Origin of the sequence: Klebsiella sp. K-Nf6 (assembly GCF_002806655.1) — a bacterium.
In the GTDB taxonomy this organism is placed as follows: domain Bacteria; phylum Pseudomonadota; class Gammaproteobacteria; order Enterobacterales; family Enterobacteriaceae; genus Klebsiella; species Klebsiella variicola.
Genome location: NZ_PIBN01000007.1, coordinates 126,075 through 145,838, shown reverse-complemented (window position 1 = coordinate 145,838; position 19,764 = coordinate 126,075). Strand labels below are relative to the sequence as shown.

The window sequence follows — 19,764 nt, the reverse complement described above, 5'->3', positions numbered from 1 at the left end:
TTGCACCGGGCTCAGCGGCCAAAAGAAGAAAATTTATTTCATATTTATCAAAAACGAAAAACCACCCACAACAACCTGGTCTGCCACGGGGGCGATAATCCCTCACTCACCTTTTCAATGAAGCCCAAAAGAAACTTTCGTTAATTCGATCCCCCTCGCATATATGGAAAATAAATTCCATATGACAATTGAAACAGAACAAATATTTCCTTAAGTTTAAGTCAGTCTAACCGGATGCGCGTTGCCGCAGGCGTCGGCATTGAGCGCCTCAGAGTGTGAATGATTTCAAAAAGGAGAGCACCATGTTAAACGGCCTGAAACCCTTATCCCGCTCCCTGCGTTGGGGCATGGTCGGCGGCGGGGGAACCAGTCAGATCGGCTACAGCCACCGCTGTGCAGCGCTGCGTGACAATGTTTATACCCTGCTGGCCGGCGCGCTTGACGTCGATGCCGAACGCGGGCGCGCGTTCGGTGAGCAACTGGGCATCGCGCCGGAGCGCTGCTACGCCGACTACCAGACCCTGTTTCGTGAAGAGGCGCAGCGCCCTGACGGGATCGAGGTTGTCTCGGTCACCACCCCGAACAATACCCATTTCGCCATCACCAAAGCGGCACTGGAAGCGGGCCTCCACGTCATCTGTGAAAAGCCCCTCTGCTTTAGCGCCGAAGAAGCACGCGAGCTGGTGGACCTGAGCAAAAAACAGAACAAAATCGTCGGCGTCACCTACGGCTATGCCGGCTATCAGATGATCCAGCAGGCGCGGCAGATGATTGCCGATGGGCTGCTCGGCGAGATCCGCATCGTTAATATGCAGTTCGCTCACGGCTTTCATAACCAGGCCGTCGAGCTGCAGGCTGAATCCACCCGCTGGCGCGTGACGCCGAAGTTTGCCGGGCCCAGCTATGTGCTGGGCGATCTGGCCACCCATCCGCTGTTTGTCGCCGAAACCATGGCACCGCAGCTTAATATCAAACGGCTGATGTGCTCCCGTCAGAGCTTTGTCCCCTCCCGCGCGCCGCTGGAAGATAACGCCTTTGTCCTGATGGAATATGACAACGGCGCGGTTGGCTCGATGTGGACCAGCGCCGTCAACAGCGGCGCCATGCACTCGCAAAAAGTGCGTATCGTCGGCGAAAAAGCGAGTATCGAATGGTGGGATGAGCATCCTAACCAGCTCAGCTATGAGGTGCAGGGCGAGCCGGCGCGGATTCTGGAACGCGGGATGCCCTACCTGTCGCCGAACGCGCTGGCGGATGACCGCATCGGCGGCGGCCATCCGGAAGGGCTGTTCGAAGCCTGGGCCAACCTCTATCGCCGCTATGCGCTGGCGATTGACGCCACGGACCGTGACGATCGCGCCTTCCTGCAAGACTTCTGGTATCCGGACGTTGAAGCCGGGCTGCACGGCGTCTATTGGGTCGAACAGTGCGTCAAATCGGCTGACGCTGGCAGCCAGTGGGTTGACTTTACTTTACCTTAATTTTTTCCCTCGCCAGTGGAGTCCCCCTCCACTGGTTTATTGATTTTTACCAACTTGTCTCATCGCGCAACAGCCCCGTAATATCTGTTAAACAAACATTTATTTACGCTTCTTACCCCCCGCCGCTACACTAGGCGCAGTTTTTATATTGAGGTGGTAATGAACGATAACAAAATGACGCCAGGGGAACTGCGCGCGACCTGGGGTTTGGGGACGGTATTCTCCCTGCGCATGCTTGGCATGTTTATGGTCCTGCCGGTTCTGACCACGTATGGCATGGCGTTGCAGGGCGCCAGTGAAGCGCTGATTGGCCTGGCGATCGGTATCTACGGCCTGGCGCAGGCGGTTTTCCAAATCCCCTTCGGACTGTTATCTGACCGTATTGGCCGTAAGCCACTGATCGTCGGCGGCCTGCTCATCTTTGTACTCGGCAGCGTCATCGCCGCGCTCACCGACTCTATCTGGGGCATCATTCTTGGCCGCGCCCTGCAGGGCTCCGGCGCCATCGCCGCCGCGGTCATGGCCTTGCTGTCCGATCTCACTCGTGAACAGAACCGCACCAAAGCCATGGCCTTTATCGGTGTCAGCTTCGGCGTCACTTTCGCCATCGCCATGGTGCTGGGGCCGATTGTCACCCACCAGCTGGGTCTGCACGCGCTGTTCTGGATGATCGCCATTCTGGCGACCGTCGGCATCCTGCTCACCCTGTGGGTGGTGCCCAACAGCCATAACCACGTGCTCAACCGCGAATCCGGGATGGTGAAGGGCTGCTTTAGCAAAGTACTGGTGGAACCACGCCTGCTGAAGCTCAACTTTGGCATCATGTGCCTGCACATCATGCTGATGTCCACCTTTGTCGCGCTGCCCGGCCAACTGGAGGCCGCTGGCTTCCCGGCCGCCGAGCACTGGAAGATTTACCTGGTCACCATGGTTATCTCGTTCATCTCGGTGGTGCCGTTTATCATCTATGCCGAAGTGAAGCGCAAAATGAAGCGCGTCTTCCTGCTCTGCGTCGCCATCCTGCTGATTGCGGAAATTGTTCTCTGGGGCGCCGGGGGCTACTTCTGGGAGCTGGTGGCGGGCGTACAGCTCTTCTTCCTGGCCTTTAACCTGCTGGAAGCGCTGCTGCCATCGTTAATTAGCAAGGAGTCGCCGGCAGGCTATAAAGGCACCGCAATGGGCATCTACTCCACCAGCCAGTTCCTCGGCGTGGCGATTGGCGGCGCCCTTGGCGGCTGGGTCGATGGTTTCTTTGATTCGCAAACGGTCTTTCTGCTGGGCGCCCTGCTGGCAATGCTGTGGCTGCTGGTGGCCAGTACCATGAGCGAGCCGCCGTACGTCAGCAGCCTGCGGGTGGAAGTGCCGGACGGCGTGGTGGTCGACAGCGCGCTACAGACGCGCCTGCTGAACGCCAGCGGGGTTCAGCAGGCGCTGGTGGTGCCTGAGGAGCGCTCGGTGTATATCAAAATCGACAGCAAGGTCACCAACCGCTTCGAGATAGAGCAGCTCATCAAAGGGGTATAAAAAAAGCGGGGAAATCCCCGCTTTTTGCTGTCTGTCCGCCGCGTTAGTCGCGGAAGTTTTTGAACTGGAACGGCTGCCCCAGATCGCCACCGCGCACCAGCGCCATCACCGACTGCAGATCGTCGCGGGACTTACCGGTCACGCGGATCTCTTCGCCCTGAATCTGCGCCTGCACTTTCAGCTTGCTGTCTTTGATCAGTTTGACGAGCTTCTTCTGCACCGCGCTTTCAATGCCCTGCTTCAGCTTCGCTTCAACAAACCAGGTTTTACCGCTGTGCACGATATCTTCCGGCACGTCGAGGGAGGTGCCTTCAATGCCGCGCTTGAGCAGCTTGGCGCGCAGGATATCCAGCAGCTGGTTCACCTGGAAGTCAGACTCACTCAGTACTTTTATGGTTTTGTTGGCGTCGTTTAATTCAAAAGTGGCTTCAACGCCACGAAAATCAAAACGCGACTCGACTTCGCGGCTCGCGTTGTCCACCGCGTTACGGGCTTCCTGAAGATCAACTTCAGAGACAATATCGAAAGATGGCATCTTTTCCTCTCCTTCCGTTTCTTTTGCGTTGCATAATACCTGCAACGCGGCATAACTCAACTTGTTATCCCGGAAGCTTAGCTGATTACGCAACGCTCGCGCTATTTCCCCGTGCTGCCCGACGACGCCGAATCCCCCTTTCCGTCCGACAATGCGAAAAGCGACGAGATATACTTTAGCCATCAGCGCCTGGGGTAGCGGCAGATGAGGAGGAACAATGAAAGTAACCGTACTGGGATGCGGTGCACTGGGACAACTATGGCTGACCGCGTTGTGCAAACAGGGACATGAAGTCCAGGGCTGGCTACGCGTACCGCAGCCATTCTGTAGCGTCAATGTCATTGAAACCGACGGCTCGGTGTTCAACGAGTCGCTGACGGCCAACGACCCCGATTTTCTCGCCAGCAGCGAGCTGCTGATCGTCACCTTAAAGGCCTGGCAGGTGTCGAATGCGGTGAAGCACCTGGCCGGGATCCTGCCGGTCACCACGCCAATTGTGCTGGTGCATAACGGCATGGGCACCGTCGAGGAGCTGCGCGGCGTGAAACAGCCTTTGCTGCTGGCCTCCACCACCCAGGCAGCGCGTCGCGACGGGAACGTGATCATCCACGTCGCCCAGGGCACCACCCATATCGGTCCGGCGAAAAGCTACGAGGAGGACTACAGCTATCTCGCGGAAGTCCTGCAAAGCGTACTGCCGGATGTTGCCTGGCACAACCATATCTACTCGGCCACCTGGCGCAAGCTGGCGGTGAACTGCGTCATTAATCCCCTGACCGCCCTCAAAGGGTGTAAAAACGGCGATCTGCGCCACTCTCCGCAGGAGGTTGCCGCCATTTGTCAGGAAGTGGCGGCGGTGATGGAGCGCGAAGGTATTCATACCTCGGCGGAAAACCTGCTATTTTATGTCTGGCAGGTCGTTGAAAGTACAGCAGAAAACATCTCATCCATGCTGCAGGACATTCGCGCCCAGCGGCACACGGAGATCGACTACATCACCGGTTTTCTGCTCAACCGCGCCCGCGCCCACGGCGTTGCCGTACCGGAAAACGCCCGCTTATTTGAACTGATCAAGCGTAAGGAGAATGAATATGAGCGCGTCGGCACTGATTTGCCTCGCCCCTGGTAGCGAAGAGACCGAAGCGGTCACCACCATCGACCTGCTGGTCCGCGGCGGAGTGAAAGTGACCACCGCCAGCGTCGCCAGCGACGGCGGCCTGGCCATCGTCTGCTCGCGCGGCGTCAAACTGCTGGCGGATGCGCCGCTGGTCGAGGTGGCCGATGGTGATTTCGATATCATCGTCCTCCCGGGTGGTATCAAGGGCGCAGAGTGCTTCCGCGACAGTCCGTTGCTGGTGGAAACCGTCCGACAGTTCCATCTCTCTGGCCGCATTGTGGCCGCCATCTGTGCCGCTCCAGCGACCGTGCTGGTGCCCCATCAGCTGTTCCCGATCGGTAACATGACCGGTTTTCCGGCGCTGAAGGAGCATATCCCCGCCGATCAGTGGCAGGATAAACGGGTGGTCTGGGATCCACGGGTGAATCTGTTAACCAGCCAGGGGCCGGGGACATCGATCGATTTCGCCCTGAAAATGATTGACCTGTTGGTGGGTCGCGAGAAAGCGTATGAAGTCGCCTCACAGCTGGTGATGGCCGCCGGCATCTATAATTACTACGAAGCCTGATAGCTGGTCCGCGCCGCGGACTGGTTCCCCTTTTTCCTGAGGAGTCGTAGCATGTCCCGTAGCGCAACCGATTCTCGCGATCTTGTCATCAGCCGCCTGCTCAGCGCGCCAGCCTCTGCCCTGTGGCGCGCGTGGGCCGACCCGGCATTACTCAAAACCTGGTGGTGCCCGAAGCCCTGGTATACTGAGGTTCTGGCCTTTGATTTTCGCTCTGGCGGGGCTTTTCACACCGTGATGCACGGCCCTGACGGTGAACGCAACGATAACCCTGGCTGTTTTCTTGAGGTCATCCCGCAACAAAAAATCGTCATGACCTCGATGCTGACGGCGGATTATCGTCCTGCCGTGTCCCCTTTTGCCATGACGGCCATCATCACCTTTGCCGACGAAAAAGACGGATGTCGCTATACGGCCACGGTGCTGCATGCGGATGATGAAACTCGCGAGCAGCATGAGCAGATGGGATTTTTTGAGGGCTGGAATATCGTCATCGATCAGCTGAATGACCTGGCGATGACCCTGCGCTAATGCGCTGACCCGGAGATGACAAAAAGGCCTTCCATCGGGGAAGGCCTTTTTCAATATGGATGGCAACCCGTTACGGGCGATAAACTTTCACGTTGCTAAAGCCCTGCTCGCGCAGATAGAGCGCCTGCAGACGGCTCATCACGCCGCGCTCGCACCACAGCAGCCAGGTTTTGCTCTGATCGAGATCGCCAAATTTGGTGCTCAGCTTGTAGAACGGCAGCGAAACGACCTCAACGCCCTCGACCTTCAGCGGCTTGTCTTCCTGCTCGTCAATGGAGCGAATGTCGAGGATCGCGTCGTTGGCGCCAAAGCCGGTCACGGTTTCCACTTCAACCACAGAGGCTTCCGTCTGCTGGGCGATATCGCGAATGTCGATATTGCTCGCCTCTTCCACCACTTTATCGAGGATGCTGAAATCGAAGTGTTCTTCTTCCGCTTCAATCTTCGCCTTCACCGCCTTCACGGTCGGGCTCTTCGAGATCACGCCGCAGTATTCCGGCATGGTGCGGGCGAAATCTTCCGTGCCGATCTCACGCGCCAGGTCGATGATGTGCTCTTTATCGTGCGAAATCAGCGGGCGCAGGATCAGAGTATCGGAGACATTGTCGATCAGGCGCAGGTTAGTGAGGGTCTGACTGGAGACCTGACCGAGCGCTTCGCCGGTGACCAGCGCCTGCACGCCGTAGCGTTCCGCGACTTTTGACGCGGCGCGGACCATCATACGTTTGAGCACGACGCCCATCTGGCCGTCGTCCACTTTTTCGAGGATTTCGCCGACCACCGGCTCAAAGTTAATCGCCACAAAGCGAACGCGGTGCGAGCTGCCGAAGCGGTTCCACAGGTAATGTGCGACCTGGCGGACGCCAATCTCATGGGCGGCGCCGCCAAGGTTAAAGAAGCAGTAGTGCACGCGGCAGCCGCGGCGCATCAGCATATAGCTGGAAACGCCGGAGTCGAAGCCGCCGGAGATCAGCGACAGCACATCTTCCTGGGTGCCGATCGGGAAGCCGCCGATGCCTTCATAGCGGCCTTTCACCAGCAGCAGGCGATCGTTTTCAATCTCGAGATTGACGGTGACGTCCGGGTCGGTCAGCTTCACGCGCGCCGTTTCAATATGCTGATTCAGACCGCCGCCGACGTAGCGTTCCACCTCAATTGAGGTGAATTCATGTTTACCGCGACGCTTCACACGCACGCAGAAGGTTTTGCCTTCCAGCGCCTCGCGCCACAGCGGCAGCGTCTTTTCAAAAATATCGTGCAGCGAGGTGAACGGTACGTCTTCGACTTCCAGAATATGGTGGATGCCGGGGATACGGGTCAGCGCATCGCGAATAGCCGGGCGCTGATTTTCATCTTTCGCGCGAACTTCGATATGATCCCAATGACGGACGACGGCCAGCGTCTCGTCATAGTTTTTGAGAACGTTACGAATGTTCCCGGTTAAGATTTTAATGAAGCGCAACCGCACAGATTGGCTTTTGATGGTGATTTCCGGGAACAATTTAATGATAAACTTCATGGCGACAATAGTTCGTTGGCAAGCCCGACAGGGCTATAAGCAAAAGTTGTAAAGCAGCGCACACCGGTGCCTGCATCCTGGGCGCGGAGTATATCACCATTGCGCGTTATTTGCTTACACGCGTGACTTCGTTACCATACCCGGTATTGCCGTCGCGACATAACAAGAGTCTACATTCACTATGCCAAAGAAAAATGAGGCCCCGGCCAGCTTTGAAACTGCTCTGGGCGAACTGGAGCAGATCGTTAACCGTCTGGAAAGCGGCGATTTGCCGTTAGAGGAAGCGCTAAGCGAATTTGAACGCGGCGTACAGCTGGCGCGCCAGGGGCAAAGTCAGCTGCAGAAGGCCGAACAGCGCGTGCAGATCCTGCTGGCGGATAGTGAAGATTCCCCGACCACGCCTTTTACGCCGGACGCTGAATAAAATGGATTTCCCGCAACAATTGCAGGCCTGTGTGGAACAGGCTAATGGGGCATTGCGCCGTTTTATCGCGCCGCAGCCTTTTCAGAACACTCCGCTGGTGGAAGCGATGCATTATGGCGCACTCTTAGGGGGTAAACGCCTGCGCCCCTTCCTTGTCTATGCCACCGGCACGATGTTCGGCGTCAGTCGCACCACGCTCGATGCCCCCGCCGCTGCGGTCGAATGTATTCATGCTTATTCCCTGATGCATGATGATTTGCCGGCGATGGATGATGACGATCTGCGTCGCGGACTGCCGACCTGTCATATTAAATTTGGCGAAGCCAACGCAATTCTTGCGGGAGATGCCCTGCAAACGCTGGCGTTCTCTATACTCAGTGATGCGCCGATGGTCGACGTCTCTGACCGGGACCGGCTGGCGATGGTCTCCGAACTGGCGCAGGCCAGCGGCGTGGCGGGTATGTGCGGCGGCCAGGCGCTGGATCTGCAGGCGGAAGGACAGCAGGTGGATCTGCAGGCGCTGGAGCGTATCCATCGCCACAAAACGGGGGCGTTGATCCGCGCCGCCGTCCGGATGGGGGCGCTGAGTGCCGGCGAACGCGGCCGCGCCGCCCTGCCCGCGCTGGATCGCTATGCGGAAAATATCGGCCTGGCCTTCCAGGTCCAGGATGACATTCTCGACGTGGTAGGGGATACTGCGACCCTTGGCAAACGTCAGGGTGCCGACCAGCAATTGGGTAAAAGCACCTATCCCGCCCTCCTGGGTCTTGAGCAAGCCCGGAAGAAAGCGCACGACCTGATCGCTGATGCCCGCCGGTCGTTAGATGAGCTGGCTGCACAATCTCTGGATACTTCGGCACTGGAAGCGCTCGCGAATTACATTATTCAGCGCGATAAATAAACAAAAAATGAGTCTCTGATGAGTTTTGATATTGCCAAATACCCGACCCTGGCGCTGGTAGATTCCACCCAGGAGTTGCGCCTGTTGCCAAAAGAGAGCCTGCCGAAGCTGTGTGATGAGCTACGGCGCTATCTGCTGGACAGCGTCAGCCGCTCCAGCGGTCACTTTGCCTCTGGCCTCGGCACGGTGGAACTGACCGTGGCGCTGCACTACGTGTATAACACGCCGTTCGATCGCCTGATCTGGGACGTCGGCCATCAGGCCTACCCGCATAAAATTCTGACCGGCCGCCGGGACAAAATCGGCACCATTCGTCAGAAAGGCGGCCTGCATCCCTTCCCGTGGCGCGGTGAAAGCGAGTATGACGTGCTGAGCGTCGGCCACTCCTCCACCTCCATTTCCGCCGGTATCGGGGTGGCTATCGCCGCCGCGAAAGAGGATAAGCAGCGGCGCGCAGTGTGCGTGATTGGCGACGGGGCGATCACCGCCGGCATGGCGTTTGAAGCGATGAACCACGCCGGGGATATCAAACCCGACCTGCTGGTCGTGCTGAATGACAATGAAATGTCGATTTCCGAGAACGTCGGCGCGCTGAACAATCATCTGGCGCAGTTGCTCTCCGGTAAGCTCTACTCCACCCTGCGCGAAGGGGGCAAAAAGGTCTTCTCCGGGGTGCCGCCGATTAAAGAGCTGCTTAAACGGACCGAAGAACATATCAAAGGGATGGTGGTACCGGGAACGCTGTTTGAAGAGCTGGGCTTTAACTACATCGGGCCGGTCGATGGCCACGATGTGCTCGGTCTGGTCAGCACGCTGAAGAACATGCGCGATCTGAAAGGCCCGCAGTTCCTGCATATTATGACCAAAAAGGGCCGCGGCTATGAGCCCGCCGAGAAAGACCCTATCACCTTCCATGCGGTGCCAAAATTCGACCATACCAGCGGCGTACTGCCCAAAAGCAGCGGCGGCCTCCCATCCTACTCGAAAATCTTCGGCGACTGGCTGTGCGAGACGGCGGCCAAAGACAGCAAGCTGATGGCGATCACCCCGGCGATGCGCGAAGGCTCAGGCATGGTGGAATTTTCGAAGAAATTCCCCGATCAGTACTTTGACGTCGCCATCGCCGAGCAGCATGCGGTCACCTTCGCCGCCGGGCTGGCGATTGGCGACTACAAGCCGGTGGTGGCGATCTACTCCACCTTCCTGCAGCGAGCCTACGATCAGGTGATCCACGATGTGGCTATCCAGAAACTGCCGGTGCTGTTTGCTATCGACCGCGCCGGGATTGTCGGCGCAGACGGCCAGACGCATCAGGGGGCGTTCGATCTCTCCTTCCTGCGCTGTATTCCGGATATGGTGGTGATGACCCCGAGCGATGAAAATGAATGTCGCCAGATGCTGTACACCGGCTACCACTACAATGACGGCCCCTGCGCCGTGCGCTATCCGCGCGGCAGTGGCACCGGCGCGACGCTGGAGCCGCTGGCATCGCTGCCGATCGGCAAAGGGGTGGTGAAACGCCAGGGCGAGAAGCTGGCGATCCTTAACTTCGGCACCCTGCTGCCGGAAGCCGCGGCAGTAGCGGATAAACTCAACGCGACCCTCGTGGATATGCGATTTGTGAAGCCGCTGGATACGGCGCTGATCCTGCAGTTGGCCGGCGAACACGACGCGCTGGTGACGCTGGAGGAAAACGCCATCATGGGCGGCGCCGGCAGTGGCGTGAACGAAGTGCTGATGGCCCATCGCCGGGTGGTACCGGTGCTCAATATTGGCCTGCCGGATTGCTTTATTCCTCAGGGCACTCAGGAAGAGATCCGCGCCGACCTTGGCCTCGATGCCGCCGGTATTGAAGCCAAAATCCGCGACTGGCTGGCATAATTGCCCCCCTGCTCCTGCTATGCTTAAGGGATACCCTTGATGAATAGCAGGAGCGCACTATGCACTATGTCCCCCTCGGTGATACTGCCTTACGTGTTTCCCGACTCTGCCTCGGCTGTATGACCTTCGGCGAGCCAGACCGCGGCAGACACGCCTGGACGCTTCCGGAAGAGAGCAGCCGCCCGCTTATCCAGCACGCCATTGAAGGCGGCATCAACTTCTTCGATACCGCAAACAGCTACTCCGACGGCAGCAGTGAAGAGATCGTCGGCCGCGCCCTGCGCGACTTTGCCCGCCGTGACGAGGTGGTTGTCGCCACCAAGGTGTATCACCAGGTCGGAGATCTGGCAGAAGGGCTTTCCCGGGCGCAGATCCTGCGCTCCATCGACGACAGTCTGCGCCGTCTCGGGATGGACTATGTCGACCTGCTGCAGATCCACCGCTGGGACTATACCACCCCGATTGAAGAGACCCTCGAAGCGCTGGACGAGGTGGTGAAAGCCGGCAAAGCGCGCTATATCGGCGCCTCGTCCATGCATGCCCGACAGTTTGCCCAGGCGCTGGCGCTCCAGCAGCAGAACGGCTGGGCGCGCTTCGTCACCATGCAGGATCACTACAATCTGATTTACCGGGAAGAAGAGAATGAGATGCTGCCGCTGTGTCAGCACAACGGCGTGGCGGTGATCCCGTGGAGCCCGCTGGCGCGCGGCAGACTGACCCGCCCCTGGGGAGAGACCACCGCCCGGCTGGTTTCGGATGAGTTCGGCAAATCGCTTTACAGCACCAGCGAAGAAAACGACGCGCAGATCGCCGGGAATCTCGCGGACGTGGCGGAAGAACTCGACGCCAGCCGCGCCCAGGTCGCCCTCGCCTGGCTGTTAAGCAAACCCGGCGTTGCCGCGCCGATTATCGGTCCATCGCGTCAGGAACAGCTCGACGACCTGCTGCAGGCGGTGGATTTGACGCTTTCTCCGGAACAGATCGACAAGCTGGAGGCGCCGTATCAGCCGCATCCGGTGGTGGGATTTAAGTAACAAGTGTGGTTTCCCCGGCAGCAGGATGCTACCGGGGACAGACGATTAAAGCAGACCGATGGGCCAGTGATGGCCAATGACATACAGCACGCCGGCCGAGATCACGCCGGCGACGATATCGTCGACCATAATCCCCATTCCGCCGTGAATATTGCGGTCAAACCAGCGAATCGGCCACGGCTTCCACATATCGAAGATACGGAAAATCACGAAGCCGGCGGCCACCCACTGCCAGTCCAGGGTCGGCAGCGCCATCAGGGTGATCCACATCCCGACAAACTCATCCCAGACAATACTGCCGTGGTCATGAGTGCCCATATCTTTGGCCGTACGATGGCAAAGATAAACCCCAATACAGATGCTCATCATCACCACCAGCGAGTAGAGCTGCCAGGGGAGAAAGGTCATCAGATACCAGAATGGGATCGCCGCCAGCGACCCCATCGTCCCCGGGACCACCGGGCTTAAGCCGCTGCCAAAGCCAGTCGCCAGCAGATGCCACGGGTTACGCATGCTCAGGCGGCGTAGCGCCTCGTCTCGACTACGCAAAGTGATCGTATCCCTTTAAATCAAGCGCGACCGGCTTACCGTCGCGGATAAATTGCAGCCCTTCGCTCTCCGGCGCAATCTGTCCGATACAGGTAAAACGCGCGCCAAGATGGCCGAGAGCCACGTCCAGCGCCCCGCGGTTCAGCTCCGGTACGGTAAAGCACAGTTCGTAATCTTCTCCGCCGGCGAGCGCCCAGCGCAGCGCCTGCTCGGGCTCCACCTGGCGCAGCATCGCGTCGGAATACGGCATGGCATCGAGATCGATGCGCGCGCCGCAGCCGCTGGCTTTAAGAACATGGGCCAGATCGGAAATCAGGCCGTCAGATAGATCGATAGCCGACGTCGCCAGGTCACGCAGCGCCTGGCCCTGCAGCACGCGCGGCATCGGCCGCAGATGACGGGCCAGCAGGTAGTCGGCGTCAGACGGTTCATCCACCGTCAGCCGGTTCTGCAACACGGCCAGGCCGGCGGCGCTGTCTCCCGGAGTGCCGGTGACATAGATCCAGTCCCCCGGCTTCGCGCCAGCGCGTTTCATGGCGCGTCCCGGCGGCACAAAACCGTGGATACCCAGCGTCATGGAGAGCGGGCCACGGGTGGTGTCACCGCCAATCAGCTGCATATCGTAATAGTCCAGCTGGACAAACAGGCTGTCGCTGAAGGCTTCCAGCCAGGTTTCATCCACCTCCGGCAAGGTCAGCGCCAGCGTGAGCCACGCCGGTTCCGCACCCATCGCCGCGAGGTCGCTCAGGTTCACCGCCAGCGCTTTATAAGCGAGGTCGGCAGGGTCGATATCGGGTAAAAAGTGATTGCCCGCCACCAGGGTGTCGGTGCTGATTGCCAGCGTTTTTTTCTCGGGGATATTCAGGAGCGCGCAGTCATCGCCGATGCCGGTTTCAACATCAAGGCGGGCGCTTTTAACGCGATCAAAATAACGGGCAATCAGGGAAAATTCGCCGCATGCCATACGTTATGCCTCAGCAAAGAAAAAAATAAGGCCGGGTTCGCTGGATGATATCCTGCAAAGCCCGGCCTGGCGTTTACTTTTTGCGGGGACGAATTACCGGAGCCGCTTTGTCCAGCACGCCGTTGACGAACTTATGGCTATCTTCAGCGCCGAAGGTTTTCGCCAGTTCGATAGCTTCATTGATGGCCACTTTATACGGTACGTCGTCACGTTTGGACAGCTCAAACAGCGCGATACGCAGCACCGCTTTTTCCACCTGGCCCAGCTCTTCCAGCTGACGGGACAGGTAGGGCTTCATCAGGCCGTCGAGGTACGCGCTGTTAGTCGCCACTCCGGACAGCAGTTCACGGAAATACAGAACATCTACATCTTTTACGTCCTGTTCCGCCAGGAACTGGTATTCGACATCAGCGATGTCGTTGTGGGACAACTGCCAGGAGTAGAGCGCCTGGACGGCACACTCACGGGCGCGGCGACGAGCAGCAGGTTTCACGGAATTCCCCTTACAAAAATCAGGCCTTGATGGCTTTCAATACGTTAATCATTTCCAGCGCGGTCAGCGCAGCTTCTGCGCCTTTGTTACCGGCTTTGGTGCCAGCGCGCTCGATGGCTTGTTCAATACTTTCAGTGGTCAGAACACCAAAGGCTACCGGGATTTCGCTCTCCTGAGCGACATGCGCCAGGCCATTGCTGGCACCGCCAGCCACATATTCGAAGTGGGCAGTACCGCCGCGAATCACCGTACCCAGCGCGATCACCGCGTCATATTTACCGGTTTTCGCCAGTGCGCCAGCCGCCAGCGGCAGCTCATACGCGCCTGGAACCCAAACAACGGTGATGTTTTCATCTTTTACCTGACCAATGCGTTTCAGGGCGTCAATCGCACCTTCCAGCAGGCTGTCATTGATAAAGTTGTTGAAACGCGCAATGGTGATGGCGACGCGAGCGTCCGGGGTAGCAACGTTAGCTTCAATAATGTTCATACTCTTCCTTCGGGTTCATGTGCCCCGCAAGGGGGGCGGATTTTATCATATTATTCTGAGCGCTGCTTCCTAATAATCAGGAAAGCCTCACGCAGTGGTTAAATGCAGGCAGACATCCGGGCCAACCTGACGTATCTCATTGAATTTGAAATGGGGGGCCTGGCTCAGTTCTTCAAGCCCCGGCAGCGCACATAATCCACGCGCCGCATTGCCTAACAGTTTAGGCGCAATATAGACGATAAGCTCGTCGACAAGGCCAGCCTGCAGCAGCGCCCCGGCGAGCGTCGCTCCCGCCTCCACCCAGACGCTGTTCACCTGCTGTTTGCCGAGCAGCATCATCAGCAGCACCAGATCGAGATGGCCGTTATGTTCCGGCACCAGCAGCGTGCGAACGCTTTCCGGCCACTGGCGCTCATCTGCGCGCAGGCGGGCAAACAGCGTTTCTCCTGCCTGCTGCACAATACGGTGCTCAGGCGTGACGCGGTTCTGACTGTCGATGACGACGCGCAGCGGCTGGCGCAAATTCTCTTCGGGATAAAGCGCCTGGGTATCGGCGCTCAGCTCCTGCCAGCGCACGGTCAGCGCCGGATCGTCCGCCAGCACGGTGGCGCTGCTGGTGAGGATCGCATGACTCTGGGCGCGCAGACGCTGCACGTCGCGTCGTGCCTGCGGGGAGGTGATCCACTGGCTTTCACCGCTGGCCATCGCCGTGCGGCCGTCCAGCGAGGCGCCCAGCTTCAGCTGCACCCAGGGAAAACCGGTGCGCATCCGCTTCAGGAAGCCCTTATTCAGCGCTTCCGCTTCGTTCATCATCAGCCCGTGGCTGACGTCAATACCGGCCTGCTGCAAACGATACAGACCGCGCCCCGCCACCTGCGGGTTTGGGTCTTGCATCGCCGCCACCACGCGGCTGACGCCGGCGGCAATCAGCGCATCGCAGCATGGCGGCGTACGGCCATGGTGGCTGCAGGGCTCAAGGGTGACGTAGGCGGTGGCGCCCTGCGCCTTTTCGCCGGCCATGCGGAGCGCGTGCACTTCGGCGTGCGGCTCGCCGGCGCGATAGTGAAAGCCCTCGCCGACGATCTCGCCGTCTTTCACAATGACGCAGCCGACGTTAGGGTTAGGATGGGTGGTAAAGCGACCGCGCGCGGCAAGCTTAAGCGCACGCGCCATGTACATTTCGTCCTGCATGGCTTAGTCCTGTAAACGGGCGATCTCTTCGCCGAACTCTTTGATGTCTTCGAAGCTGCGATAGACGGAAGCGAAGCGAATATAGGCGACCTTATCGAGCTTCTTCAGCTGCTCCATCACCAGATTGCCAATCATTTTGCTGGCCACTTCGCGCTCACCGGTGCCACGCAGATGGGTTTTGATATGGTTGACCGCCATTTCCACGTCATCGGCGCTAACCGGGCGTTTCTCCAGCGCTTTCAGCATCCCGCTGCGCAGCTTGTCTTCGTTGAAGGGTTCGCGCACATCGTTACTCTTCACCACCCGGGGCATCACCAGCTCCGCCACTTCGAAGGTAGTAAAGCGTTCGTTACAGACCAGACACTGCCGACGGCGACGCACAGAAGAGCCTTCCCCCACCAGACGAGAGTCGATCACTTTGGTATCCACGGCGAAACAGAAAGGGCAATGCATAGCGCGTCCTGACAGGTAGTTAAACTGAAGGGTAGTTTACCGCGAAGTGACCTGACTACAAAGAAAGAGCTTTTGAGACAAAGGATCTATGGGAGAGGCAGGCGGTTTGGCTACCATTAAGCATCCTCTGCAAACGGAATCCTGACCATGACAAGACGTTACCTGAAACTCGCCATCGTTGGCAGCCTGTTCACCCTGAGCGCCTGCGCCCAGCAAAGCGAAGTCCGCCAGATGCACCAGAGCGTGAGTACGCTGAGCCAGGAGATGACCCAGCTTAATCAGCAAACGATTAAAATCACCCAGCAAAATGCGCTGAACGCGAAATCCACCCGCGGCGTCTATCTGCTGCCGGATGCCCAAACCCCGGCGCGGCTGGAGAGCCAGATCGGCACCCTGCGCATGTCGGTGGGCAGCATTACGCCGGATGGCGACGGGTCACGCCTGACTTTACGCATTCAGGGTGAATCCAACGATCCGCTGCCGGCCTTTACCGCCACCGTCGCCTCCGGGCAGATCACCGGCACCACCCACAGCTATCAGGAAGTCAATGTTCAGGATCAGCTGATTAGCGCCCCGGCCAGCATCCTCGCCCCCAGCGATGTGGATATCCCGCTGCGCCTGAACGTGACGCCGGACAAAGTTGGTTTTATTCGCGTCCACGATATCCAGCCAGCCGCCGCACAGTAAGCCTCCACGCCGGGCCAGCCCCTGCCCGGCGACGTCCTGCCCCCGTCGTTTTTATCCACTTACAACTTTTCACAAGAGTTCATTAGAAATCGTTCTGCACCGCGATTTTCAGTAGCATTTTGTCAAGAAATGCATAGAATCGTGAACGCAATCGATTACGCATGTTCTGGTTATGTGAAACAACACGTATTTTTGTGAGCAATGATTCCTATAATAGACCCCCACAGAAAGACGAAATATTTAGAAACGCTTCGGCACTTCTTTTAACGCCTTCAGGCTCAAATTAAACAGTGGCATTACTATGAAAAAAACATTACTGGCAGCGGGTGCGGTTGTGGCGCTCTCCACTTCTTTTACTGCGGGCGCGGCAGAAAACGATAAACCGCAGTACCTGTCTGACTGGTGGCACCAGAGTGTTAACGTGGTGGGCAGCTATCACACCCGTTTTGGACCGCAGATCCGTAACGATACCTACCTGGAATATGAAGCGTTCGCCAAAAAAGACTGGTTTGATTTCTACGGCTATATCGATGCCCCGGTATTCTTCGGCGGCAACAGCACGGCAAAAGGTATCTGGAACAACGGCTCGCCGCTGTTTATGGAGATCGAACCGCGTTTCTCTATCGATAAGCTGACCAATACCGATCTGAGCTTCGGGCCGTTCAAAGAGTGGTACTTCGCGAACAACTATATCTACGATATGGGCCGCAACGATTCTCAGGAGCAGAGCACCTGGTATATGGGTCTGGGTACCGATATTGATACCGGCCTGCCGATGAGCCTGTCACTGAACGTCTACGCCAAATACCAGTGGCAGAACTACGGCGCGTCCAACGAAAACGAGTGGGACGGCTACCGCTTCAAAGTGAAATACTTCGTGCCGCTGACCGACCTGTGGGGCGGCTCGCTGAGCTACATCGGCTTCACCAACTTCGACTGGGGTTCTGACCTCGGCGATGACAACTTCTACGATCTGAACGGGAAGCACGCGCGCACCAGCAACTCCATCGCTTCCAGCCACATCCTGGCGCTGAACTACGCGCACTGGCACTACTCGGTGGTGGCCCGTTACTTCCATAACGGCGGCCAGTGGGCTGACGATGCCAAGCTGAACTTCGGCGATGGCGATTTCAGCGTCCGCTCGACCGGCTGGGGTGGTTACTTCGTGGTCGGTTACAACTTCTAATTGCTGATACGGCAACACAGCGCCCGGGCCACCCGGGCGTTTTTATTTCTCCCACACGTCGCACCGCACCTTGCGCAGAAAATCGCTTAATGAGCGATCGGCACACTCGCTGAATCGACGCTCGGTCGCCCTGACCGCCAGACAACGGTCGAGGCGAAAGTTACGATAATCATTACGCAGCTCGCACCAGGCCACCAGAAGCCAGCGCTCCCCCCAAAAAAACAGCCCCAGCGGCAGCACGTCGCGCTCGGTCACCCGGCCAGACTCATCCTGATAGCGCAGCTGTAGCACCTGCTGGCCGGAGACCGCCTGATGAATGACGTCAAAATAGGTTTTGGCATAACGATGGGCGCCGAGATCGGGGGCAAACAGGCGGGTCTGCTCCGCCTGGCGCCGGCGCGCTTCCGGCAGGATCGCCAGCATCTTCTCCTGGGCGGATTCCAGTGATTGCGACAGCGCCTCACCACCCCAGGTTTTCAGCAGCCGAATCGCGGCGATCAGCGCTTCGGATTCTTTGGTGGTCAGCATCAGCGGCGGCAGATCGTAACCCGCCAGCAGGCGATAACCACTCCCCGCCTCGCCCTCCACCGGCACGCCGGAGAGGGAGAGATCGCGAATATCGCGATACACGGTGCGCTCCGACACGCCCAGCCGCTCCGCCAGCAGCGCGGCGGTAGTGAGCCGCCTGCCGCGCAGGATCTGCACAATCTGAAATAAACGGTCGGCGCGTCGGGTCATGTCTCACTTCACAAAAAGTTTAGGTTAAGCCGGCTGGTGCAGGCCGACGCGGTTGCCCTCGCTGTCAGTAAACAGCGCGATGGTGCCAATATCATTCGGCAGCGTCAGCGGCCCGAAAACACACGCCCCACCCGCCGAGGCAACGCGGTCCAGCGTGGCGGCAAGATGGTCAGTATGCAGGTAAATAATAGCGCCCTGCGCTGAAGGCGCGATACCCTCAAATTTGGCCAGCGCGCCGCCAGGGGCCGGATCCTGATGCGGGAACACCGCCAGTTCGGCGCAGTCCATGGTTTCGCGACGCAGCGTCACCTGCATCACTGGCTCATAAAACGCGACGGCGCGATCCATATCGGCGACCGGAATTTCAAACCAGTTAATCACGTTATTCATACTTCCTCCTGCTCGTTAGTGAGTTCAGAAGTAGTGTATGGGAGGGCTCCTGACAGCATACTGTCAGCAGGTTTTATCGCGGACAAAAAAATCCCGGCCACCTGGGCCGGGATTGCTTTATCTCAACTGAACCGTATTACGGCAGAATAGACGGCTGATCCGCCCCTTCTTTCTCGACCTTCTGCTGGATCAGATGCTCGCGCTTCATACCCAGTTTCAACGCCAGCGCAGAGGCGACGTAGATAGAAGAAGCCGTACCGATGGAGACACCGATCAGCATGGTCAGCGAGAAGCCTTCCAGAATCGGGCCGCCGAACAGGAACAGCATCAGGATCACCATCAAGGTAGTCCCGGAGGTGATCAAGGTACGGTGCAGCGTCTGGGTCAACGACACGTTAAAGATCTCGTACGGCGTACCGCGGCGGATCTTACGGAAGTTTTCACGGATACGGTCCGATACCACGATACTGTCGTTCAGCGAGTAGCCGATAACCGACATCAACGAGGCCACGATGGTCAGGTCGATTTCGATATGGAACAGCGACAGTACGCCCATGGTGATCACCACGTCGTGCGCCAGGGCGATAACCACCCCGGCGGCCAGACGCCATTCGAAGCGGAAGCCGACGTAGATCAGGATACAGACCAGCGCCGCAATCAGCGCCAGGGCGCCGGTTTGCGCGAGGTCCGCGCCGACGCTCGGGCCGACAAACTCAATTCGCTTCACCGCCGCATTCTGACTGGTCGATTCGTTAATCACCGTCACGACCTTGCTGCCCAGCTCCTGGCTGCCGTTGGCGTCATGCACCGGCGGCATACGTACCATGATGTCGCGGCTGCTGCCAAAGTTCTGCACCTGCGGCTCTTCAAAGCCCGCTTTCTGCAGGGAATCGCGCATCTGGTCCAGATCGACCGGCTTCTCAAGGGTAATTTCGATCACCGTACCACCGGTGAAATCGAGCCCCCAGTTAAAGCCGCGGACGCCAATGATGGCAATCGACACAATCAGCAGAAAACCTGAAATGCCGAAGGCCCAGTAGTCCCAGCGCATAAAGTCCCAGACTTTACGGCCGTGGTTCAATTGTTCAACAGTATATTCCTGTGCCACAAC

The 19,764-nt window shown here is 58.3% G+C and carries 22 protein-coding genes; 11 read left to right on the top strand and 11 right to left on the bottom strand.

Translation table 11 applies throughout. The annotated features are described in order from the left end of the window. The first annotated feature begins 302 nt into the window (after positions 1 to 302). Together CWM61_RS14100 and CWM61_RS14095 are read left to right on the top strand one after the other, a co-directional pair. Positions 303 to 1,481, top strand: coding sequence for a Gfo/Idh/MocA family protein (locus tag CWM61_RS14100; RefSeq protein WP_074386743.1), 1,179 nt, complete (start codon positions 303 to 305; stop codon positions 1,479 to 1,481). A 159-nt stretch (positions 1,482 to 1,640) separates the two neighbouring features. Next, positions 1,641 to 3,005 (top strand): MFS transporter, encoded by a 1,365-nt coding sequence (locus CWM61_RS14095; RefSeq protein WP_074386744.1) that lies wholly within the window; start codon positions 1,641 to 1,643, stop codon positions 3,003 to 3,005. Positions 3,006 to 3,048: 43 nt separating this feature from the next. Here the strand turns inward: CWM61_RS14095 and CWM61_RS14090 are convergent, their stop codons facing one another. Further along, a complete protein-coding gene (locus CWM61_RS14090; RefSeq protein ID WP_061155568.1) occupies positions 3,049 to 3,540 on the bottom strand; it encodes a YajQ family cyclic di-GMP-binding protein in 492 nt (163 codons plus the stop codon). Positions 3,541 to 3,757: 217 nt separating this feature from the next. Between CWM61_RS14090 and panE the strand changes: the two genes are divergently transcribed. Genes panE through CWM61_RS14075 form a run of 3 tightly spaced genes read left to right on the top strand, consistent with a single transcriptional unit; the run spans position 3,758 to position 5,753 of the window. Further along, entirely contained in the window at positions 3,758 to 4,669 is a 912-nt protein-coding gene (panE, locus tag CWM61_RS14085) for a 2-dehydropantoate 2-reductase (protein WP_061155569.1), read from the top strand. Continuing rightward, a complete protein-coding gene (yajL, locus tag CWM61_RS14080) occupies positions 4,632 to 5,225 on the top strand; it encodes a protein deglycase YajL (RefSeq protein ID WP_060619477.1) in 594 nt (197 codons plus the stop codon). Before panE ends, yajL begins: the two co-directional genes overlap by 38 nt. A 51-nt stretch (positions 5,226 to 5,276) precedes the next feature. Then, the gene (locus CWM61_RS14075) at positions 5,277 to 5,753 is read left to right on the top strand and encodes an SRPBCC family protein (protein WP_074386746.1); all 477 of its coding nucleotides are present in this window, start codon (positions 5,277 to 5,279) and stop codon (positions 5,751 to 5,753) included. Positions 5,754 to 5,823: 70 nt separating this feature from the next. Here CWM61_RS14075 and thiI read toward each other — a convergent pair whose 3' ends face one another. Continuing rightward, a complete protein-coding gene (gene thiI, locus CWM61_RS14070) occupies positions 5,824 to 7,272 on the bottom strand; it encodes a tRNA uracil 4-sulfurtransferase ThiI (RefSeq protein WP_061155572.1) in 1,449 nt (482 codons plus the stop codon). A 181-nt stretch (positions 7,273 to 7,453) separates the two neighbouring features. Between thiI and xseB the strand changes: the two genes are divergently transcribed. From xseB to CWM61_RS14050, 4 genes are read left to right on the top strand one after another with little or no spacing between them, the layout of a single operon-like run. Further along, a complete protein-coding gene (gene xseB, locus CWM61_RS14065) occupies positions 7,454 to 7,696 on the top strand; it encodes an exodeoxyribonuclease VII small subunit (RefSeq protein ID WP_002891398.1) in 243 nt (80 codons plus the stop codon). 1 nt (position 7,697) lies between these two features. Further along, the gene (ispA, locus tag CWM61_RS14060) at positions 7,698 to 8,597 is read left to right on the top strand and encodes a (2E,6E)-farnesyl diphosphate synthase (protein ID WP_074386747.1); all 900 of its coding nucleotides are present in this window, start codon (positions 7,698 to 7,700) and stop codon (positions 8,595 to 8,597) included. Between the two features lie 18 nt (positions 8,598 to 8,615). Continuing rightward, a complete protein-coding gene (gene dxs, locus CWM61_RS14055; RefSeq protein WP_100631429.1) occupies positions 8,616 to 10,478 on the top strand; it encodes a 1-deoxy-D-xylulose-5-phosphate synthase in 1,863 nt (620 codons plus the stop codon). A 59-nt stretch (positions 10,479 to 10,537) separates the two neighbouring features. Then, positions 10,538 to 11,512 carry an aldo/keto reductase gene (locus CWM61_RS14050; RefSeq protein ID WP_100631428.1) on the top strand — a complete coding sequence of 325 codons (975 nt, stop codon included), beginning with the start codon at positions 10,538 to 10,540 and terminating at the stop codon, positions 11,510 to 11,512. Positions 11,513 to 11,557: 45 nt separating this feature from the next. Here CWM61_RS14050 and pgpA read toward each other — a convergent pair whose 3' ends face one another. The 6 genes from pgpA to nrdR form a co-directional block, all read right to left on the bottom strand. Beyond that, positions 11,558 to 12,061, bottom strand: a complete 504-nt coding sequence (gene pgpA / locus CWM61_RS14045) for a phosphatidylglycerophosphatase A (RefSeq protein WP_008805378.1) — start codon at positions 12,059 to 12,061, stop codon at positions 11,558 to 11,560. Next, complete coding sequence (thiL, locus tag CWM61_RS14040; protein ID WP_100631427.1) at positions 12,054 to 13,025, bottom strand: thiamine-phosphate kinase; 972 nt, start codon at positions 13,023 to 13,025, stop codon at positions 12,054 to 12,056. The genes pgpA and thiL overlap by 8 nt, the downstream gene beginning before the upstream one ends. Positions 13,026 to 13,098: 73 nt before the next feature. Further along, the gene (gene nusB, locus CWM61_RS14035; RefSeq protein ID WP_008805376.1) at positions 13,099 to 13,518 is read right to left on the bottom strand and encodes a transcription antitermination factor NusB; all 420 of its coding nucleotides are present in this window, start codon (positions 13,516 to 13,518) and stop codon (positions 13,099 to 13,101) included. Between the two features lie 19 nt (positions 13,519 to 13,537). Then, entirely contained in the window at positions 13,538 to 14,008 is a 471-nt protein-coding gene (gene ribE, locus CWM61_RS14030; RefSeq protein ID WP_046476205.1) for a 6,7-dimethyl-8-ribityllumazine synthase, read from the bottom strand. An 87-nt stretch (positions 14,009 to 14,095) separates the two neighbouring features. Continuing rightward, positions 14,096 to 15,199: a bifunctional diaminohydroxyphosphoribosylaminopyrimidine deaminase/5-amino-6-(5-phosphoribosylamino)uracil reductase RibD gene (ribD, locus tag CWM61_RS14025; RefSeq protein WP_016160372.1), complete on the bottom strand. Its 1,104-nt coding sequence runs from the start codon at positions 15,197 to 15,199 to the stop codon at positions 14,096 to 14,098. Between the two features lie 3 nt (positions 15,200 to 15,202). After that, the gene (gene nrdR, locus CWM61_RS14020) at positions 15,203 to 15,652 is read right to left on the bottom strand and encodes a transcriptional regulator NrdR (protein ID WP_002890417.1); all 450 of its coding nucleotides are present in this window, start codon (positions 15,650 to 15,652) and stop codon (positions 15,203 to 15,205) included. A 147-nt stretch (positions 15,653 to 15,799) separates the two neighbouring features. Between nrdR and CWM61_RS14015 the strand changes: the two genes are divergently transcribed. Then, on the top strand, positions 15,800 to 16,339 hold the full coding sequence (locus CWM61_RS14015; RefSeq protein ID WP_100631426.1) for a DUF3251 domain-containing protein: 540 nt from the start codon (positions 15,800 to 15,802) through the stop codon (positions 16,337 to 16,339). Between the two features lie 301 nt (positions 16,340 to 16,640). Then, a complete protein-coding gene (locus CWM61_RS14010) occupies positions 16,641 to 17,525 on the top strand; it encodes a nucleoside-specific channel-forming protein Tsx (protein ID WP_004204836.1) in 885 nt (294 codons plus the stop codon). Between the two features lie 42 nt (positions 17,526 to 17,567). On the opposite strand, the gene CWM61_RS14005 is transcribed toward CWM61_RS14010, so the two are convergent. The 3 genes from CWM61_RS14005 to secF form a co-directional block, all read right to left on the bottom strand. Continuing rightward, positions 17,568 to 18,263 carry a helix-turn-helix transcriptional regulator gene (locus tag CWM61_RS14005; RefSeq protein ID WP_008805373.1) on the bottom strand — a complete coding sequence of 232 codons (696 nt, stop codon included), beginning with the start codon at positions 18,261 to 18,263 and terminating at the stop codon, positions 17,568 to 17,570. Between the two features lie 24 nt (positions 18,264 to 18,287). Next, entirely contained in the window at positions 18,288 to 18,653 is a 366-nt protein-coding gene (locus tag CWM61_RS14000; protein ID WP_016160371.1) for a VOC family protein, read from the bottom strand. Between the two features lie 136 nt (positions 18,654 to 18,789). Beyond that, positions 18,790 to 19,761 carry a protein translocase subunit SecF gene (secF, locus tag CWM61_RS13995; protein WP_002890403.1) on the bottom strand — a complete coding sequence of 324 codons (972 nt, stop codon included), beginning with the start codon at positions 19,759 to 19,761 and terminating at the stop codon, positions 18,790 to 18,792. Between the last annotated feature and the right edge of the window lie 3 nt (positions 19,762 to 19,764).

Coding starts and splice junctions, on each gene's coding strand:
- CWM61_RS14100 (WP_074386743.1), top strand. CDS start 303: ATGTTAAACGGCCTGAAACCCTTATCCCGCTCCCTGCGTTGGGGCATG.
- CWM61_RS14095 (WP_074386744.1), top strand. CDS start 1,641: ATGAACGATAACAAAATGACGCCAGGGGAACTGCGCGCGACCTGGGGT.
- CWM61_RS14090 (WP_061155568.1), bottom strand. CDS start 3,540: ATGCCATCTTTCGATATTGTCTCTGAAGTTGATCTTCAGGAAGCCCGT.
- panE (WP_061155569.1), top strand. CDS start 3,758: ATGAAAGTAACCGTACTGGGATGCGGTGCACTGGGACAACTATGGCTG.
- yajL (WP_060619477.1), top strand. CDS start 4,632: ATGAGCGCGTCGGCACTGATTTGCCTCGCCCCTGGTAGCGAAGAGACC.
- CWM61_RS14075 (WP_074386746.1), top strand. CDS start 5,277: ATGTCCCGTAGCGCAACCGATTCTCGCGATCTTGTCATCAGCCGCCTG.
- thiI (WP_061155572.1), bottom strand. CDS start 7,272: ATGAAGTTTATCATTAAATTGTTCCCGGAAATCACCATCAAAAGCCAA.
- xseB (WP_002891398.1), top strand. CDS start 7,454: ATGCCAAAGAAAAATGAGGCCCCGGCCAGCTTTGAAACTGCTCTGGGC.
- ispA (WP_074386747.1), top strand. CDS start 7,698: ATGGATTTCCCGCAACAATTGCAGGCCTGTGTGGAACAGGCTAATGGG.
- dxs (WP_100631429.1), top strand. CDS start 8,616: ATGAGTTTTGATATTGCCAAATACCCGACCCTGGCGCTGGTAGATTCC.
- CWM61_RS14050 (WP_100631428.1), top strand. CDS start 10,538: ATGCACTATGTCCCCCTCGGTGATACTGCCTTACGTGTTTCCCGACTC.
- thiL (WP_100631427.1), bottom strand. CDS start 13,025: ATGGCATGCGGCGAATTTTCCCTGATTGCCCGTTATTTTGATCGCGTT.
- ribE (WP_046476205.1), bottom strand. CDS start 14,008: ATGAACATTATTGAAGCTAACGTTGCTACCCCGGACGCTCGCGTCGCC.
- ribD (WP_016160372.1), bottom strand. CDS start 15,199: ATGCAGGACGAAATGTACATGGCGCGTGCGCTTAAGCTTGCCGCGCGC.
- nrdR (WP_002890417.1), bottom strand. CDS start 15,652: ATGCATTGCCCTTTCTGTTTCGCCGTGGATACCAAAGTGATCGACTCT.
- CWM61_RS14015 (WP_100631426.1), top strand. CDS start 15,800: ATGACAAGACGTTACCTGAAACTCGCCATCGTTGGCAGCCTGTTCACC.
- CWM61_RS14010 (WP_004204836.1), top strand. CDS start 16,641: ATGAAAAAAACATTACTGGCAGCGGGTGCGGTTGTGGCGCTCTCCACT.
- CWM61_RS14005 (WP_008805373.1), bottom strand. CDS start 18,263: ATGACCCGACGCGCCGACCGTTTATTTCAGATTGTGCAGATCCTGCGC.
- CWM61_RS14000 (WP_016160371.1), bottom strand. CDS start 18,653: ATGAATAACGTGATTAACTGGTTTGAAATTCCGGTCGCCGATATGGAT.